Here is an 18,444-nt window from a genome sequence, read left to right as displayed (position 1 = left end):
TCCTCGCGCCTCACTTCGCACCGCCGCTTTCCGCAGCCAGGCCGAAATGGGTAACGCCTGCGCCCTTCAGCTCATCGAGCAGGGCCATAACCTGTCCGTAATCCAGTCCCTGATCGGCCCGGATGACGACGGAAAACTGCCCGCTGCGGCGCTGCGCTTCGGCAGCCTGCCGCAATAAGTCGCCGCGGCTGATTTCCTTATCTTCCAGCCACAGCGTCCCGTCTTTTTTCATCGTCACGACGTAGTTGACCTTCGTCTGCGCCTCGGCGTGGACAGCCTGGGGCAAATCAACGCCTACCGTCTTCAAGTCGACCATGTACAGCGTGCTGATCATAAAGAAAACCAGGAGGAAAAACATGATGTCGATCATGGGGATGATCATGACCTCCGGCTTCGTAAATTGCCGTCTGTCCCGCAGTCTCATGATACTCGCTCCCGTTCCTTGGGCGGCATCAGCTCAAGAGCAGAAAAACACAGTTCCATGTCCGTGATGATGCGGTCCAGGCGCTGCGTAAAATAGGCGTGAACGGCCAGAGCCAAAATAGCTACGCACAACCCGAAGGCCGTCGCCACGAGAGCCTCGCCGACGCCGCCCGTAATGGCGATAGCCTGCCCCGATTCGACGTTGAAAATGCTGAACGACGTAATCATACCGCTAATCGTCCCGAGAAGCCCCAGCAAAGGAGCCATGGTAACGATGACGCTCAAATAATACAGGCGGCTGCGCAATTTAGCCAGCAATACGCCCGACTGTACTTCGACGAATGCGCCGCGCCGCTCGTCGTCGCAGGCAAAGGCGTCGGATAAAATCAACGCCAGACCGCCCTGCCCTTGACGGGCCGCTTCGCAGGCTTCATCATATTTTTTCAATTTCATGTACGTGTAAAATTGCTGGGCAAAGACCTTTCCGGCATCCATACGCTGATAAAAGAGCCAGCGTTCAACGCCTACGTACACGACAAACAACGAACAGGCCAGCAGGGCGTACATGACGATGCCGCCCCTTTGAAACAACTGCAGGCCTTCTGCTATGGATTCCATATCTCCCTCCCCGGCAATGCCGTCACCGTTTCCTAAATAAAAAAAGCCGCAGGGATATCCCTCACGGCTATTCGCGCACCATTGAATCTCCATTCCCATCGCTCGCAGGTCTATCGGTGATTATCAGTCAGGCAGTTCTTCTGGCTCGGATTCATAGCTCCGCTGCGCCTTCCCATACCTATGGGGTACAGTGACATATTGCAGCGTCGCTCCTCATTACAGCGGCGGGACCGCGCCGGAGTTTCACCGGACTTCTCTATTAAGTCTGCGACACCTGACCTGCATATAAATAGATTTCAATTAACTATAGCATGCCCCCTAGAGCCTGTCAATACGCGGATTTCTGTACGAACGGCTCCGTTTCGTCATAAAAGACGAAAAAAAATCAATACCATGTACATTCCCGACAGTATCAATGGTAGATGGGATTTATTCGATGGGGACGTCGCAGCGTCCCTTTCCTTCCTTCGGCAGCTGTGATCTACCTCATGTACGCAATACGGTACCCGCCGCCATTTTCTGCCAATGTCCGCAGCCGAACGATTCGTTTCGCCCTAGTTTTCACACAACTTCAATTTTTTAAACTGCCTATGCGGCAGACAACGATATTATCGCAGGTCAGCTCAATACCTTCATTTTCTAAACTGCCTATGCGGCAGACAACGCAATTTTCTTCTGGTTCCCGCCCTGTATAATTTTCTAAACTGCCTATGCGGCAGACAACGGGTCGCGGCCATGCATACCGTGCCCGATGAATTTCTAAACTGCCTATGCGGCAGACAACTACAGTATGTATCCGCTCGATTTGGAATTAAATTTCTAAACTGCCTATGCGGCAGACAACGCGTAGTACGTATGCGCAGAGCTTGGATATTTTTTCTAAACTGCCTATGCGGCAGACAACTCCATTTCGTTGCCGTTTTCGTCTCTCTGGATTTTCTAAACTGCCTATGCGGCAGATAACTATGATGATACTGCTGGTCGGATTTTTCCATTTTTCTAAACTGCCTATGCGGCAGATAACCTAATCACACACACATGTTCATGCATACCATTTTTCTAAACTGCCTATGCGGCAGATAACTTGATCATCGCCAATTCTTCATCCGTGCAATATTTCTAAACTGCCTATGCGGCAGATAACTATAAGCAGACGTAGACGGCATAGCACCAGAATTTCTAAACTGCCTATGCGGCAGATAACGCGTTCGACATATGCGCAGTCTTTGGATGTTTTTTCTAAACTGCCTATGCGGCAGATAACTTATCCCTTTTTATATCGATGAGGTCTTGCCTTTTCTAAACTGCCTATGCGGCAGATAACTGAAATAATCATGACGCTTGCAGCGATACAATTTTCTAAACTGCCTATGCGGCAGATAACTGTAAGAAAACATACTGCCATACGGCATACATACTGGCATGGCAGTATGTTTTCCTTATTTTACCCTAAATTTTTCCAGATAGCAAAAATCCGCATATTTCCAAGGATTTTCCTTTACTCATTTTATTTTGGTTAAAATTCGGGTACTGCGGAATGAGGACTCAATCCATAACTGCCAAAATGATTTTTCTCTCCTGGTTCAGCTTTCGTCCGTTTAATGAACAATCGGAATGGATTGTGGTTCGTCATGCTACACATCTGAATATACGGCAGCTGCGTCGCCCGATTTTTTGATTTCATAATCTGCAGTGCCTGCTCATAGGAAGTATCAGGATGGCGTTGGCTGTACCGTCTTGCTTTTTGATGGACGGAGCTGTCCGGCTGATATCGGCTGTACACAGCGTATCCTTTTATTTTTTTGTATGGTATTTTCTTTATCTTTCCAATAGCCACATAATCAGCAAAACGCCGCAATACGCCCTTTATATCCAATAGTTCCAATAGGTTTTCCTCTTCTGCCAAAATCCGCAGCTTAGTTCCTAACGAAGTGTCTTCATACTCTGGAAACGATACGGCAATATTCGTAATTCCCCGGGTATTTTTTAGATCTGCCAATGCAATATGAACTGCTGTAAATACTTTTCCCCAAAGAAAGTTTACAGAAGAGCTTTCATCAGGAAGCAGCGTGATCTCCTGATAATACTGCATAATATCATTCCTTTCCGCTTTGTCCGAAGACGCCGCCGCGCACTAATACGGCCATGACATAGTGTTCGTCTTCCTCACAGCCTAATGCCTCTCCTGCCGAGTATTTATCAAATAAGGTATAGAAATCCTTCTTGCTCGTGCCAGTCCGATAGGCTTTCCCCAAATTCGTAACAGCGCCGTACGTTTCTATTGCAATGGGACGCAGGACGTCGTCGTATTCCGGATACCACGTGTCGATAGTCCTCAAAGCATTGCCTAATTTTTGAGAATGCATAGCCGCTGTATCGTTTACAGCGTATAAAATCTTGCTTTTTTTACCCTTCTTGTCGAGGACTAATTCTTCGCTCGGATATACTTCTTGTCCACGACCCAACAGCACATTGGCTTCGACTTCAAGGAAAAGATACGGCTTAGTGCCGCACAAGGCATCGGCAATACAGTTTGCCAGAGCTAAGACATTCGTATCTTCATCGTCAAAGTCCCGTAAGCCGTAGTCATACGCATTAAATACCCATTGGACTTCCGGCTCTTTTGCCGTCACGATAATTTCAATTCGCTCTGCGCCGACGCGATTTCTCCATAAAAACCGTCCGTTGGCAATATTGAAAGCATACCGCTTCGCTAACTCGGTAAAGCCGTAGCGGTCTTTATAGGCTTGGATCATGCTGTTGATTTTCTGATAGTGTTCTTCATTATTGCAAGCTGACGGCTGCTGCACCGGCAGAAATTTCAGCGTAAAGCAAAGGGTTAACGTATCGCATTCCATAGATAAGGAAGCACTGTCTACAGTTTGCAAGTTGGCTTTTTCTACTTCTGCATTCAGCTTAGCCGGGTCATTTTTAACGGCGTTCTTCAGCCGATTGGAAATAGTGCCCCGCACCGATTTTTCTGCTAAACGAATCGGAGTCTTTTCCTCTTGCCTCGTATCCCACCGTGTTTCATACATATATCCGTCAGAAGGAACCATCCGCTTTTCAAAGGCCAATACAGACGCAATACCAGAATCTTTTTTTGTCATAACAAACTCCTCCTTTTACTGCAGCTTCTGATTTCTGCAAATATACAATCCCTCTTCTTCATCGTATTCATAGTGCCACATCATGTCGTCAATATCATCAAATTGATACGGCATCTTAAACTCACCCAGCGTAATGATATTTTCGGCAAAGCGATGCGGTTTTGTCATATCCCGTTGATGAGATACCTGCATCAGTGGCGATATCGCCTTAAATCCTACAGAAATGGGAATCATCCAGCCGGGTATTGCTCTTTCGTACGTCCAGTCCGTACGACCCGATTCATCATCCGACTCGGCATGGCAATGAATCTGCAAAAATTTCAGCAACGTATCCAGCCCATCTTCGGAACCAGCGGCTTCCTGCGCCAGTATATCCTGTCGTTCAATCAACACATATCCAGGCATCATCCTAGCAATGAGCGGCTTATATCCATATTCTTTTTCCTCGTCAATATATACGATTTCTGCTTTGCCGGCTTTGAGAACATCTCCGGAAGCGATTTTCATAGTGGACAGCACCATAGTAATCGCATGTTCACACCGCTCTTTATATTCCGGCCGAACCCGGCTCGTTTCGATTACCAAGGTTACCGTCACATGAACTCGCGCTTCGGCAATAAACGGCGGCCGTTCGTAGGCTCCGCCTTTCTTTTTCAGCGGATTGGCCGTCCCGATAATCGAGTTTCTGTACCCCTTTTGAACCTGTAAATGACAGGAATGGCAGACAACAGCCGTTTTAGAAAATGTAATATCTGAAAAAATGGGGTCCCATACCGCTAGGTTCCGCTGCAGAGTATGCACAGCTCCCAGCCATGCCGTCATTGCCGGAAAGCCAATGGTATAGGTGCTGCTCATCGCATTAGCGTTGTGAATTTGTACGTCAGGCAATACAATGTAGGTTTTCATCACTCGCATCTCACCGCCTTATCCAGTTCATCTCTGAACTTGTGCTTAAAAAAGTGCATTTCTCCATCCCCTAAGATGCAGCATTCTTTCTTTAATATGTATTCATACGTACGTATTACCCATCGTCCAAAATCAGCACTCAGCTCCTCACGCCATTCTTCTTCTTTCCGCTGCAGCGCATAATGAGGATCCAGCCAAATTTTCTGATGCAGCGGCAGGGACGTATAGGTTCCGTCGCTGCTCCATCCTTGGCCCTCGCGGCGAAGGGCATAGGCCGTCATCATGGCCTGGGAAATGAGCTGATCTATATGCACTCTTACGGCGTCGCGGATTTGTTTATTGTTCCTATCCTCTTTAAACAGTACATGAAGTTCCTTAAATATGTACTTATAATTTCTAAACGAAAGGGATTCCCTAAAAAAATTTCTTTTAGGCTTTCGCACTTGCCGGCCAGACAGTACCGGCGGAAGCGAAGGCAGCAAGTACGCCGTTCCGCTGTTGGCGTTGTTTAGATAGCTGATATTCTGGGGTTTCGTCCCGCCGAAGGAAATAGCCGTCAAATCCCAAAGTTCATCATAATCAGCACCAGCCTCGCGGTACTGCTTCCGCTGTTCGTCTAATTGTTTAACCTTTCCTTTCAGTTTCAGTAATACGCTGGAAGACGGCATGACCGTCAGCAAATGATAGGCATTGGCTCCCACAGGAAAATATACTTGTTTAAGCAGGCCGTCGGTCGTGTCGGGGAGGCTCGGCCGACTGCATTGTAGGACGCGTTCTTTGAAGGTATGGTACAATGCTTCGTCGATATGCAATGCTTTAAATTCTTCTTCGACCAAAGAACTTCCCGTTACTACATGGAAAAACACGGTATGCCCATCTTCCAAAGGTTTACCAAATAATAATTTAGCCGTCCCCATATACGCGGCGTTGACAGAAACATCGGTATCATGAGCTGAATTCGACGTAACAACATACCCTTTACAAGGAGAATCAGACGTATCGTATAGGGTTACTTTAGCGTCCGGATGGGAAAACTTTCCGACATGCGTAGCTATCTTGCAGAAGGGAATCTCATCTATCCGTTTTTGCATCCATTCCGTCACTGACAGCTTCTTGCTTTCTGCCTGTTCCTCTATGTACGTCTTGAGCATTCCCATAATCATCACTCCGTTTCCATTATATATTATCCGTGTTTTTTTTTATTTAAATTAATTATACTACAGTTGAAATGAAATAACAATCATTTGAACATGTCTCCATTCCTAAATGGATTACCATGACACGCCTTATACTGGCTAGTCAAATATGATATATATTCCTTACAATAAACATACAACTCTCTAATGGGAAAAACGCTGACGTCCAATAAAACCAGATAAAATGCAATCATATATCCGAAAAAGAAAAAAAGCCAGCCAATTCAGGCTGGCAAACAAAAAAGTTCATGCAAACAACATCGGCATTATGACAGAAAGTATACAGTTCCGGAAACGCCGTTAGTTCACATCCACAAAGCAAATAGCTTGTTGAACTGCCTTTGCGGCAGACACTCATAAATTAAAAAAAACACTTTCTAAACTGCTTATCCAGCAGGCATCTTTATTATACCATGGACATAAAAGATAAAAAATACATAAAACAATGCCGAAGTTGTCAGTGCTGCCGCCGACAAAAGTCATCGTTCATACGTCTCTGCCAGTTTGAAATAGTTTCATGCCTATAACTCTGTTTTCATCTCATCTTTTTGAATATGCCGAATTGATCGTCATAAAACCATGTTTCATCGCCGCTATCAACGGGTAAAGTAATTTCTCCGTATTTTTTAGATAGCGTCTCCAACAGTTCTTCTTCTGAAAGGTCGTCGTCTTCTGGAATGCGGCAACGAAGCGCGCTCTCATATGTACGCGGCAGCCATATTCTTTCGTCCCCATATTCTATATTATCTGGTTCAATATGCAGCGTATCTCCGCAGTCAATACATTCGCCGTCTTCATACATAGAAAAGTGAATCTTCCCGTCTCTATATACGCCTATGAGCTTCCTATCAGGCTGGCCTTCACGAAACCGGTTGAATGTCTGCGGCAGCGCCGTAAGCCACCAATATTCGTCAATCCAGCCGGACAGTCCCTGCGGCCCTGGCTCGGTACTGTTAAAATCTTCCATCGTCATATGTTCTAAGTCGATTAACAGGGAAACGTCTTTTTTATCGATGCCATTCATGACAGGCTTTCGTATACGCAGTACGGCGTCAATTTTTTTATGAAAAGTTTTTTTATCTATAATATCATGCAGGTCGTGGCTACGGAGATGATACGGCTTGACTTCGTATCCCGGCTTTATAAAGGCCTGCTGTTCTCCTTGCAGAGCCCTCACATTGTACTGCATTACAGCAATATTCGGTTTTATAATGTCCGCATACACCTTGCGATGACGCAGCACGCGCCCGGCCAGCTGAATAAAAGAACGATACGACGACGGCTCGACGACAGCCCAGTCAAAATCATGGTCTCGGCCAATTTCTTCTACAGGCGTTGCGACGACGATAAACAAGACGTTATCTTCCTCAACACTATCTAAATGACGGCGAATCACCGGGTCTTGTATATCTATCGGAACGGAGCTGTCGTACTTTCGTTTCAAGACGGCGTCTAAATATTTTTCCTGCTCATGGCGCATAATCAGAATCTGCCGGCTATGATAGGTCATAATCCGAATAGCATATCCTTTCGGCAGAATGCATTCGCTGCTCAGCAAATACAAGCTGCACGCCACGCAAGGGCTGGTATTAGCCAGGCGGATAAGGCCAAAGGACACGCGTTTTTTCGTCCTTTTATCCATGACGTAATTATCATCATGCAGGGCAATTGCCGCCTTCTTGGCCGCCTCAAAAAATTGGGGAATCCGGCTCCCCCCTTCCGGAGCCTCCGGAATGTTAACGATTATGCCTTTTCGCTTGATGAGCTGCTTTTCCAAATGCTGTACCCGTTTATCGACAAAAGCGCCATGCATTACTTTATAGGCCTGAAAGTCACCCATGGCAATCCGGCCTGCTACGGTCTTAAACTCATCGCACAAGACGACACCACACTGCTTTGTTTCAGTAAAAAACTGATTATAGCAGGCTAAGCCGCGCATATATGCCCGGAACATACCCTGAGCCAAATCAGGCGGTATCGTCGCCGAAGATATGGCTACGATCCGTCCCATCATTCCGGCTAAATGAACTAATCGTGAAATGGCAATTAAATCTTTTTTATCAAAATCATCAATTTCATCGATGACCAAGTCGGACGACATGAGGCGCAGCAAGGGAAGCACATATTTTCCGCCGCGTATGGTCTCTGTCGCAGCCATCATATAATCTATCGTCGCAGTCAAGACGGGCTTATACAAAAAGGCCTTATACTTTTGCGGATTATGCTGGAAAAATATGTCTAAAAACACTGTCTGTTCTGCACTGCATGTATCTTCATAGTCCAATTCCTCCTGCAGCAGGGCTTCTGTTTCTCCTACAGATGACATATCCTCTTCAGCTATTTTATCTTGTTCATGAAGCGACTGAACAACGCTGGAGCCAATCATAACAGCTAATTCGCTTTTATCCAGTCCGATGCGAGTTCTATATTCGTCTCCTGTCTGCAGCGTAAGGGTCCGCAATCCAAGAGCCAAAATATAGCGAAGAGATTTTCCATCTTCTGATACAGCGTTCATGAGCTTAGCATTGGCAATCGTTTTCCCGCATCCCGTACTCGCCATATTTACGATGAAATAGGCCATCTTCCCTCGTTCTTTCTGCCGGAACTGCTTGATTTTCTCGACAGCTCTATCTTGCCATCGGAAAGACTTAGGACTTTGCTTTTTCAAAAAAGCGATATCTTCTGCCTTTTCCATTTGGGCAGCAAAGTTCGGCAATTGATGAGCTATCTGCAAGGCCTGTTCCATAACAGAAACAACATGCTCTTCCAAGGATTGTTTTAATTCTTTATTGCAATCCGTATTGGCCCATAACTCAACAGGACTCCACGAATGCTTCTTTTTATGCGTTGATTTTCCTGCACCTTCACAAGGCAGCGAGGAAATGTAATGGTCAGACAGCATCAGACACAATCGGGCATAAGTGACTATGCTGCGAAAGGCCAGATTACCCTCCCGAATCAGCATACATAAAGCCGCTTCTTCGCGAAGCATCTTGGCAGCCCATTTTTTCAAAGCTTTTTGCCAAAGGAGCCCGTCATCCCACAACAATCCTTGACGAAAAGAAAAGCACTGTTTTTCTTTTTTCCTTTCGTCTTCATTACTACACCGTCTGCTGTATCCCCAGGAAGAACATATGCGTTCTATCAGTTGCTGAAAGGAGTACACGCCGTCGCTTTGGTATCCGTTTCTTGTATTATCATCCTCTATATACGGCAGCCGGTGATGAGATAGGATAATCCACGCCAGCATACTAGCAACAGGCGGCATAGGGCCTAACGTCCCCATATTCTTGCCTGCCAACTCAGCCAATGCTTTCGTATTAATTGTTCCTTCTGCCAAGGCAGTCAGCCATTTCTTATCGTCATCGTATGCGTCCGTATACCGCACTAAGGCTTCCAACAGCTTGCAGGATATCCATTCATGGCGAAACGGATCGGCTTCCAATTTTCCTTTTCCAGCAGCTCTTAATTTATGCTGAAACAAATCCGACGCCTTACCCCAGTCATGAAGCAGCGCTGCCAAGGCGGCAATCGCTTTAATCAGGGACAAATACTGCCAATCGTTTTCCCATTCACTGTGTACGATATTTTTTGACGTATAATGCACTGGCACAATTCCTTCTTCATTAAACTTGCTGCGCTTTCCTACGATCCATACCAGCTCGCTTCGGCTGCGAGAACGAATCCAATGACACGAAACAGCCGTACTCTTTGTCGCGCTGCGCCGCAACAGTGTCCTAACCGTCGCAAGCCCCTCTTCCGTAATGACCGTTTTCCAGGTATCCGTACCAATTCGCAGGGCAAAGCTGTCCAAAATCCTTCTGACAACAGGAATGGATTTTCCTTCGCTTTTACTGACAAAAATTACCATCATACGACATCACCCCCACTGCGGGCAAACATTGTGCTGCACTCCTTGACCTGAGAAAACATAAAATCCAGCGCTTTGTGTTCTGTAAACTTCTGCAAGCAGACCTGCCTGAATTCCTGATCGGTCGTATTCCTTTCCGCACAAATAAAGGCCCAAGGCAGGACGATGGCATCCTTTATCAAATCGGCCACATCAAAAACCAGAGCGCCGCGCCGCGTTTTTCCATGCATGACAGCAAACCCATGAGGAATCCCCAATACCCATAAGGTACAGGCTGCCAGCCCATAAGCCAGATAATTGCCATGATTTAAAAAGACATTTGCTTTGTCATCGCCTTGCTGCCGTCTTGTAAATTCTCCCCAGTCCGATTGATTGGCCGCATACTTGTAAAGATTTTTCGTAAAAGCAGCTTCTTTCGTAAGCAGTTCCGTCACGTTTCTCGCCTTGGGAATCTCTTTTTCATAAGTCTTTAACGCTTGTTTTATTTCCAAATCGTCACAATCAAACAGTTCATCCTGCAGTTCCCTGTCCTTACCCCAGACAGTACGTAAAAACTGGCACCGTTCCTGTTGAAACGCCTTAGCCGCCTCCAAGCGCTTCGCCTCGTCAAACCAAAAGGACAGCCATCCCTGCACATATACAGTCGGCCTGTATTCGCTCTGCGGATTCAGCCATTCTATTTCCGAACCGGCAAACAAAGGCGTACTGCCTCCTCCGCAGAACCCAACCAGAACGCCGGCACTGGCCAATAACCGCATAGCCGCCTGCGTAATAGACGTACCTGTTCCCAATAAAATTACCGTCGTATTGGCAATCGGAATGTTCCAGTACAAATTTTCCTTTTCCGTCTCTGTCAAATACACAATACGGCCGTTCTTCTGCATGACACGGCATTTTTCTAAGTAGAAAATATTAGCTCGCTTGGAATGAAGAATCGGTTTTAAATCGGAAGATGTTAGGTTCTGTTTCATAGGGCATCTCATCCTTTATAAAGATATTCTTTAAGGCAAGGTGTTGCTGTTTTCATTTATTAGTTACCGGTATCCATCAAGAAGCCTCGCAATTACGAAGCATGCTGCGAGGATTCTTTGAACATTTCAATCCACGCTCCCACATGAGGAACGACGAAAGCAGCAAGATTATCTACTTAGGTACCCCGCAATTTCAATCCACGCCCCCGCATGAGGAACGACGTCTAACTCTATTTATGACGATATGCCGATGATTATTTCAATCCACGCCCCCGCATGAGGAACGACTTGCTGCAGCTACAGGACGAGTTGACGAACTGCAAATTTCAATCCACGCCCCCGCATGAGGAACGACACTTCCTGCTTGGCAAATTCAATGCTGTTCGACGAATTTCAATCCACGCCCCCGCATGAGGAACGACTTCAGTATCGCCATTAAACATAGCCATCCCATCGATTTCAATCCACGCCCCCGCATGAGGAACGACCTCTCCCACCACCTCGTGCGGTAATGCCTAAAGCTATTTCAATCCACGCCCCCGCATGAGGAACGACCGGACGTATTCTGCATATATACCATCGTGTTCCAATTTCAATCCACGCCCCCGCATGAGGAACGACATACGATAACGGCGACAACGATGTTTAGCCGGTCATTTCAATCCACGCCCCCGCATGAGGAACGACCGCTACATTTAGTATACTACAAAAACAACCTCAGCAAATATAGGCATTAATGACTATATTCAGTAATTTATACCGATTTTTCGCATCACCAAACAGCATCTTTCCATGTATGTTAGTGCGGAACTAAAGGGAAAATGCCGCATGCTTCCGGTTCGCACAAGCGGCCTTATGATATTTTTCCCTATCCGTATGGGTTTCTTTAGTATACCATATGAAATCTCTTTATCGTTCATTGTATCATTGCTTACATCGTCCTGTGTATTCCTGAATCCAACAGCATTTTACACTTTCTCCGACAGCGTAAAATAATTGTGGAAAAACTTTAGAGTACAAAAGTTAAAGAATATATACCGTAACGGGAATGCTAGTGTCAGCACGTTGCTGTATGCTGTCTATAACGTAACTATAGTAGTAATATTAACAGATTAAGAGAACTATCAAAAATGGCCTGTCAAAAAAATTCCCACAACAACTTTACACTATCCTTTCTCCCATCTCGGTCAAACAAATTTGACATTTTGTTCTTTCCGTGCTATAGTTCAAATTAAACACCTGTATTGTACAGTATAGAGGAGGTATATTTCATGAAAGTTGTGTTATTAAACGGCAGCCGCCGTGAAGGGGGCTGCACGTATACAGCCTTATCCGTTGTCGCCGATGTCCTGAAGGAAAACGGCGTCGACGCAGAAATTATTCATGCCGTACCGACAGACGATGTCGTCAAAGCCGTTGCCGAAAAAGTCAAGGAAGCCGATGGATTGGTCGTCGGTTCGCCGGTATACTGGGCTTCTCCGTCGGGCGAAATTATTTCCTTTATGGACAAGCTAGCCGGCGTGGCTGGCTCTGCTCTGATCCACAAACCGGCCGCCGCCGTCGCATCGGCTCGCCGGGCCGGCACGACAGCTACGCTGGACGTACTGAATAAGTATTTCTCCTATCATCAAATGCCCATCGTTTCGTCCAACTACTGGAATGTCGTTCACGGCAATACGCCTGACGAAGTAAAGCAGGACGCCGAAGGCATGCAGATCATGCGCGTTTTAGGCCGCAACATGGCTTGGCTCCTCAAATGCATTGAAGCCGGCAAAACCGCCGGCATTACGGCTCCTGAAACAGAAGCTAAGGTCATGACCAATTTCATTCGGTAAATTGCCCGCAAAAAAAGACTGGCTTGCTCCACGCAGGTCAGTCTTTTATCGTATAACCAATAGGACCTTTCGTTTTCTCTTACCCATTGACAGGCCTATGCATCATGCCGTACCATGAACATATATGCTTCGTTTTTTCATACCGCATCAAAGGAGGATGTATCATGGGATTTTTTAGTGAAATGATGGGCAACGCGTCGGAAATAGATATTGATGAAATCCGTGAGGACTACGCCAAGTTTCTGGCACCGGGCGAGCGCATCGAGCACGCCTACCGGCTGATTCGCGATTTGTTCATCTTTACAGATAAGCGGCTCATTCTTGTCGACGTGCAGGGATTGACCGGAAAAAAGACGGAATACCTCTCGATTCCCTACAAGAGTATTACTCACTTTAGTATCGAGACAGCCGGCCACTTCGATTTAGACGCCGAGCTGAAAATCTGGATTTCCGGCATGGGCACGGAGCCGTTGTGCAAGCGGTTCAACAAGAGCCTGAACATCTATGCGCTGCAACAACTACTGGCGCAATACATTTTAATCTGATACGTGCAAAGAGGCCTGATCGCAGCAGGCCTCTGTTTCCTATGGGCGCATTTCAGCAATTTCCCGTATACACATGGGACAAATACGTTCCGGCAATATCCCTCAGGCGATATACGGTTTCTACCTTCGTCGGCCCCCGGTCGGTCATGCGGTACTGCGGGAAAAAGCGGGTAACGTGAAGGGGGATGTCTGCGTCCAGCGACGCAATCCATTTCGCTTCGGCTTCCATTTCGTCCTCGCCCTCATTTTCACCGGGGACGAGCAGCGTCGTCAGCTCGACGTGGCAGTCCCGGGCCGCTCTGGCGATAAACGCCTTGACCGTTTCCAGATTTCCGCCCAGCTTCTGGTAATATGCGTCGGTAAATCCCTTCAAATCGATATTCATAGCGTCTATATAGGGCAGCAACTCTTCCAATACGGGAAGTTCAGCAAAACCGTTAGTCACCATGACGGTCTTCATGCCCCGCTCATGAACCAGACGCGCCGTGTCGCAGACAAATTCATAGCCTACGAGAGGCTCGTTGTACGTAAAGGCGATACCGATATTTCCGTGGCTTCGGTACGCCTCCGCCAAGGCCGCCAGCTGGGCCGGCGTAATCTCCCGCCAGGGAATGTTGGCATGACCGGCCATGGATATTTCATGGTTTTGGCAAAACGGGCAGGCTAAATTGCAGCCGAAGGTACCGACGGAAAGGATCATGCTACCGGGATAAAACCGGCGCAAGGGCTTCTTCTCGATGGGATCCAGCATAAGAGACGTAATCTTGCCGTAATTGACGCTGACAATACGGTTTTGTTCTCTCTTCCGGGCCCGACAGCGGCCGTACTGGCCTTCGGCCAACGTGCAGTGATGGGGACAGACGGGACAGCGAAGCAAGCCTTCTCCCTGCGTTCTTTGGGACAGCGTAGTGTTCGTCATCAATAGTGTCTCACCACCTCAAACCGTTCCAGCTGTACGTCCTCGTCGGCGGAGATGCCGGCTTTGCGCTTGGCAATGGCCACCTGTGCCTGTACCGTATCAACGCCCTCCAGATTGGGCAGGAGCAGCCCTCTCCGGCTGCCTTTGGTCACGATGACGCCGTACCGCCGTACGTCCAGTTCTTCTTCTGATGCGATGATTTCAGCTGGGCTAAGCACGTCGACGCTGTATTCCAGCCGCTCTAATTCATCTTCCCTTACAGCATGAAACCGCGGGTCCTTTGTCGACGCGCTGACGGCATTTTCGATGATTTCCTCAGCGATGCTGTTTCGTACCGGCCCAATCGTGCCGATACAGCCCCGCAGAGCACCTTCTTCCTTCAGGGAAACGAATACGCCGGCCCGGTTGGCATACATTTCGTCAGGAAGTCCGTCAGGCACGCTGATTTTTTTGCCCGTCCGTATGTACGTTTCTATGGTCTGCCGTGCCAGGCGCACGTACGCGTCTTCCGCCTCTTTCCGCCGGGCAGCCTGCGCGCAGACTCGTTCTTCATACTGACGCAGGAAATCGCGCTGCGGCGCAGCCCCTTCCGTTTCATACACGCAGACGCCGTAGCCTACGCCGAAAGGCCCTTCATAAGACAGGCTTTCGGCTTTGACAGCCAGACAATCTAAGGCGCCGGCCATGATGACGAAGGAGCGCTGACCGCATTCCGCCGCCTTGGCGCAAAACTCCTCGGACAAATCGAAAAGACGGCCAAAGTCGCCCCTTCCCATGATGTCCATGATTTCCGCGTCGTATACAGGCCCTTCGGCCTGAAAACCGTACGGGCCGTCGTCTTTGAGCTTATGGGATAAATCGCCGCTGGCGATGACCGCAATGCGCCGCTCTAATAGCTCCGCCGTTTTTTGAATGCACTGGCCCAGCTTATAGTGCTGGGAAAAAGGCAGGCCCGACAGGCCGATGCGCACCGTTTGGTACCCTTCGTAATACTGATTCAGGAACCAAAGGGGAATCATCGTCCCGTGATCCAGACTGCTGTCCCGTTCGCCAAGGGTACCGGCCGAAACGCCGCATCCTGCCGCCTTGCGGGACAGCATATCGACAAATTCTGCATCATACTGCACTTTGATTTCTACCTGGGGAGCCCGGAAGGCCCCGAAATTCCCCTGCGCCCAGCGGCCCGGAGAAATATGAAAATAATCGGCATACATGACCGAATGAGGCGACAGGACGACGACTGTATCGGGCTTCCACGATGCCAGCCTCTTGGCCGCTTCATGATATGCCTGTATCGTCGCCTGAATCCCCCGTTCCTGTCCTCGCCCGACCTCTGGAATAATGAGGGGCGGATGGGGAACCATGATTGCACCTAACATTGCCATACTACATCCCTCCCTGCAACATTCTTGCCGTATACAATCGTCATATACAGCAAGACTTTTTTTATTTTATTATAATCCACAACACGGCCAGTCTACAACTGCCGCCCGACTGCAACGCAAAAAAGAGCCTGCGTTTCCACAAGCTCTCTGTCGATTTCCTTATAAACCGTTCGTATACACATCGTTGATAACTGCCTGCGCCCGTTCCGTTTCCTTCTTCCGAATCAGACGGTCCCTGTCGCTGACAATAGCCAGCATCTCGTCGACGACCATTTCCAGACTCGGCTCGCTGACCCGATATAAATAACCAATCATCCGCATCGCCGTAAAATCCGTGTTCAGCGTATGATAGGCAATTTCCTGACAAAAGGGCTGGGGATATCCCTTGCTCAGCAGGAGCTCGTATAATTCATCAGTCTTCGTCGCCATGAGCCGCCTCCACTTTCTCAAAACGGTATTTCTGCGACGCCGCGGGATACTTGTCATGATCTACTTCGCTCATGAACATGGCGTACGGCCGGGCGCATATCTTAAAGGGCGCGTATAAGGCCTGATACACGACGAGCCGCTCGCCCGACTCCGTATGTTGGGCAAAGGCCAGCACCTTATACAAATATTCTGATGTGTCAGCTGACACCCATTCCCGCTTAAAATGGCGCACGATGTCGCCAGCGCAGATATCCCGTACGGGCACATCCTCTTTCGGCGGCTCCGGCTCTGTCGCAACCTCTATGTAGTCGCCGCGGCGCAGGGAAACGGTTTTGCCTGAAGCAGTGACAATCGTCACGCCTTCGTCCCCCGCAGCGGCAACGTCAAAGACATCGCCAAAGGCATAGCCGGCGTCATCCTCTATGTATCTCTGTATAATTTTAATCTTCCCCATAATCCATTCCTTTCAATGCAAATATAACAATCCGCTCCCGCTCGTTGTTTCCTTCCAAGTCGCGGCAATCGATTTCATCAAACACCGTCAGCCCGTCAGTAGCCAGCAAATAAGCCATATACTCATCGGAGGGGTAATAGAAAAACAGCAGTATGTCCCGCGGCGCGGCATAATACGATGCCAGAATACGGCTCATGGCCTTCTGCAGGATTTGCAGGGAAAAAGGATTGAAAAAGTAAATGCGGTCTACTTCCTCCGGCACGGCAAAGTGCTCGGCATTAGCCAGCAAGAAGGATACTCGTCTCGAAGCAGTTCCTGACGTTAGGTTCTCTATCGCCTTTTCGTAAATCCGCTCGTCGTACTCGACGCCAATAGAATGACAACGCGTCTGCCAAGACAGGAAGAAATCGACCCGTCCCTTGCCGCATCCGTAATCGAGAAGAGTATTCCCCTTGCGGATATAACCGGCATTAGCCAGCCGCTCCAGCACCGAATAGGGCGTCGGCTCATAAGGGTAGCGGTACACGTCGGCGTGGGTATCGTCCCGCCCCGTCGTCTTAATCTGCAACAGTTTATCCCATTCGCTATCGGTCATCGTCAAATCAATATCCCTTCCAAGTGGTCCAGCTCGTGCTGGCAAATCTGAGCCGGCAGGCCGCGCAGTTTCTGCCGCCGCTTCTTCCAGCTCATATCGTAAAATTCCACTTCGATATACTCATACCGCGTCGTCTTGCGGACGCCGTCCAACGACAGACACCCTTCTTCCGCCTCATAGGGTCCTTCCTTCTTCAGCACGACGGGATTAAACATGACGATATCAGCCGCGCCCATATGAACGACGATGACGGCTTTCCGCACGCCGATCATATTCGCCGCCATGCCTACGCACCGATCGCGATTCGCCTGCAGCGTATCCAATAAATCCCGGCCAACAGCCATATCGGCTTTAACAGCCCGTTCAGCCTTTTGTCCTAAAAAGAATATATCTCTTACGATTGGTTTAATCATAGTCAAGTTCCTCTAATTCTTTTAATTTTTTATTATCATGGGCCGCTGATTACAAATTTTACAGCTTGCGGCTCAGCATTTCGTACCTCTGTCAAAGCTTTATAAAAGGCCAGATAAAAATCTGTAATAATCCCAATATGTTGGATCAAAAACTCACATTGAATATCATAACTGCTTTTATATAATTTATCAAATAAAATGCCCCTATTATCCGATATGTCATATAATTCAATTACCCGCAATTGGTTCAGAATAGTATCTTCGTACGTATTTTTCAGGATGACATATCAGATTTTTATATACTTCATACACATTTCTCAAGAAATCATCCATAACGGCAACTGGATAGATATTCTCTCCCCAATGTTCAAACTCACCCTGGCGGCTTGCTGTATCATATGCTTCATTTTCATTTTTCACATTGAATGTACCAAATATCCATTCAAGTAAAGCCTCAGAACAATCTTCTTCGACGCTAATTGCGCAATTTGGTTTTCTGTACCAATACTCCCACGGCCTACGGTATTGACCTTCTATGTTTTCATCAATACAAATTCCATATTGTGTGTTCCCACCGCCCATCGTTCCTTGCTTTATAAACAAGCGCGTAAATTTATCCTGTATGTTGTAAATATTTTCATTATATACATAACGTAAGAATTCATGTCCCATGAAGGCTTCACCCCTTACTGATATATATTATTTATATCATATACATTGATAAACAAGTGCTTATGCTTTATTTATAATTCAATAAACTTCTTCATATGATTA

General features: G+C 47.6%; 17 protein-coding genes, 2 CRISPR repeat arrays and 1 riboswitch. Of the genes, 2 read left to right on the top strand and 15 right to left on the bottom strand.

Features of this window, described 5'->3' with window-relative positions:
- Positions 1-10: 10 nt before the first annotated feature.
- From E0L13_RS09095 to cas1f, 8 genes are all read right to left on the bottom strand, one after another.
- Entirely contained in the window at positions 11-424 is a 414-nt protein-coding gene (locus tag E0L13_RS09095) for a biopolymer transporter ExbD (RefSeq protein ID WP_168061921.1), read from the bottom strand.
- Entirely contained in the window at positions 421-1,041 is a 621-nt protein-coding gene (locus E0L13_RS09090) for a MotA/TolQ/ExbB proton channel family protein (protein ID WP_168061919.1), read from the bottom strand. Before E0L13_RS09090 ends, E0L13_RS09095 begins: the two co-directional genes overlap by 4 nt.
- Positions 1,042-1,153: 112 nt before the next feature.
- A riboswitch (cobalamin riboswitch) is annotated at positions 1,154-1,334 on the bottom strand.
- A 283-nt stretch (positions 1,335-1,617) separates the two neighbouring features.
- Positions 1,618-2,425: a CRISPR direct-repeat array (repeat unit 28 nt; unit sequence TTTCTAAACTGCCTATGCGGCAGATAAC).
- A 132-nt stretch (positions 2,426-2,557) separates the two neighbouring features.
- On the bottom strand, positions 2,558-3,133 hold the full coding sequence (gene cas6f / locus E0L13_RS09085) for a type I-F CRISPR-associated endoribonuclease Cas6/Csy4 (RefSeq protein ID WP_168061917.1): 576 nt from the start codon (positions 3,131-3,133) through the stop codon (positions 2,558-2,560).
- A gap of 4 nt (positions 3,134-3,137) precedes the next feature.
- Positions 3,138-4,151 (bottom strand): type I-F CRISPR-associated protein Csy3, encoded by a 1,014-nt coding sequence (gene csy3, locus E0L13_RS09080; RefSeq protein WP_168061915.1) that lies wholly within the window; start codon positions 4,149-4,151, stop codon positions 3,138-3,140.
- 15 nt (positions 4,152-4,166) lie between these two features.
- Positions 4,167-5,057, bottom strand: coding sequence for a type I-F CRISPR-associated protein Csy2 (gene csy2, locus E0L13_RS09075; RefSeq protein ID WP_206081604.1), 891 nt, complete (start codon positions 5,055-5,057; stop codon positions 4,167-4,169).
- Positions 5,057-6,214 (bottom strand): type I-F CRISPR-associated protein Csy1, encoded by a 1,158-nt coding sequence (locus E0L13_RS09070; RefSeq protein ID WP_168061910.1) that lies wholly within the window; start codon positions 6,212-6,214, stop codon positions 5,057-5,059. Before E0L13_RS09070 ends, csy2 begins: the two co-directional genes overlap by 1 nt.
- A 574-nt stretch (positions 6,215-6,788) precedes the next feature.
- Positions 6,789-10,127: a type I-F CRISPR-associated helicase Cas3f gene (cas3f, locus tag E0L13_RS09065; RefSeq protein WP_168061908.1), complete on the bottom strand. Its 3,339-nt coding sequence runs from the start codon at positions 10,125-10,127 to the stop codon at positions 6,789-6,791.
- Complete coding sequence (gene cas1f, locus E0L13_RS09060) at positions 10,124-11,095, bottom strand: type I-F CRISPR-associated endonuclease Cas1f (RefSeq protein WP_168061906.1); 972 nt, start codon at positions 11,093-11,095, stop codon at positions 10,124-10,126. The genes cas3f and cas1f overlap by 4 nt, the downstream gene beginning before the upstream one ends.
- A 123-nt stretch (positions 11,096-11,218) precedes the next feature.
- Positions 11,219-11,782: a CRISPR direct-repeat array (repeat unit 32 nt; unit sequence ATTTCAATCCACGCCCCCGCATGAGGAACGAC).
- Positions 11,783-12,366: 584 nt separating this feature from the next.
- On the opposite strand from cas1f, the gene E0L13_RS09055 reads away from it, so the two are divergent.
- Entirely contained in the window at positions 12,367-12,930 is a 564-nt protein-coding gene (locus tag E0L13_RS09055) for a flavodoxin family protein (protein WP_168061904.1), read from the top strand.
- A gap of 164 nt (positions 12,931-13,094) precedes the next feature.
- Positions 13,095-13,475, top strand: a complete 381-nt coding sequence (locus E0L13_RS09050; protein WP_168061902.1) for a PH domain-containing protein — start codon at positions 13,095-13,097, stop codon at positions 13,473-13,475.
- A gap of 52 nt (positions 13,476-13,527) precedes the next feature.
- Here the strand turns inward: E0L13_RS09050 and amrS are convergent, their stop codons facing one another.
- The 7 genes from amrS to E0L13_RS09015 all read right to left on the bottom strand — a co-directional run bounded on the left by amrS (position 13,528) and on the right by E0L13_RS09015 (position 18,342).
- Positions 13,528-14,394, bottom strand: coding sequence for an AmmeMemoRadiSam system radical SAM enzyme (gene amrS, locus E0L13_RS09045; protein WP_168061959.1), 867 nt, complete (start codon positions 14,392-14,394; stop codon positions 13,528-13,530).
- Positions 14,394-15,779: an AmmeMemoRadiSam system protein A gene (gene amrA, locus E0L13_RS09040; RefSeq protein ID WP_168061900.1), complete on the bottom strand. Its 1,386-nt coding sequence runs from the start codon at positions 15,777-15,779 to the stop codon at positions 14,394-14,396. Before amrA ends, amrS begins: the two co-directional genes overlap by 1 nt.
- 159 nt (positions 15,780-15,938) lie before the next feature.
- On the bottom strand, positions 15,939-16,208 hold the full coding sequence (locus E0L13_RS09035) for a hypothetical protein (RefSeq protein ID WP_087477003.1): 270 nt from the start codon (positions 16,206-16,208) through the stop codon (positions 15,939-15,941).
- Entirely contained in the window at positions 16,192-16,662 is a 471-nt protein-coding gene (locus E0L13_RS09030; protein ID WP_087477004.1) for a DUF1653 domain-containing protein, read from the bottom strand. The genes E0L13_RS09035 and E0L13_RS09030 overlap by 17 nt, the downstream gene beginning before the upstream one ends.
- Complete coding sequence (locus E0L13_RS09025; protein WP_087477005.1) at positions 16,649-17,257, bottom strand: methyltransferase domain-containing protein; 609 nt, start codon at positions 17,255-17,257, stop codon at positions 16,649-16,651. Before E0L13_RS09025 ends, E0L13_RS09030 begins: the two co-directional genes overlap by 14 nt.
- Positions 17,258-17,259: 2 nt before the next feature.
- Positions 17,260-17,670 carry a peptide deformylase gene (locus E0L13_RS09020; RefSeq protein ID WP_168061898.1) on the bottom strand — a complete coding sequence of 137 codons (411 nt, stop codon included), beginning with the start codon at positions 17,668-17,670 and terminating at the stop codon, positions 17,260-17,262.
- 228 nt (positions 17,671-17,898) lie between these two features.
- Positions 17,899-18,342: a hypothetical protein gene (locus tag E0L13_RS09015; RefSeq protein WP_087477007.1), complete on the bottom strand. Its 444-nt coding sequence runs from the start codon at positions 18,340-18,342 to the stop codon at positions 17,899-17,901.
- Between the last annotated feature and the right edge of the window lie 102 nt (positions 18,343-18,444).

The organism is Megasphaera sp. SW808, from assembly GCF_012027795.1.
Lineage (GTDB): Bacteria > Bacillota > Negativicutes > Veillonellales > Megasphaeraceae > Megasphaera > Megasphaera stantonii.
This window is presented reverse-complemented; position numbering and strand designations above follow the sequence as displayed.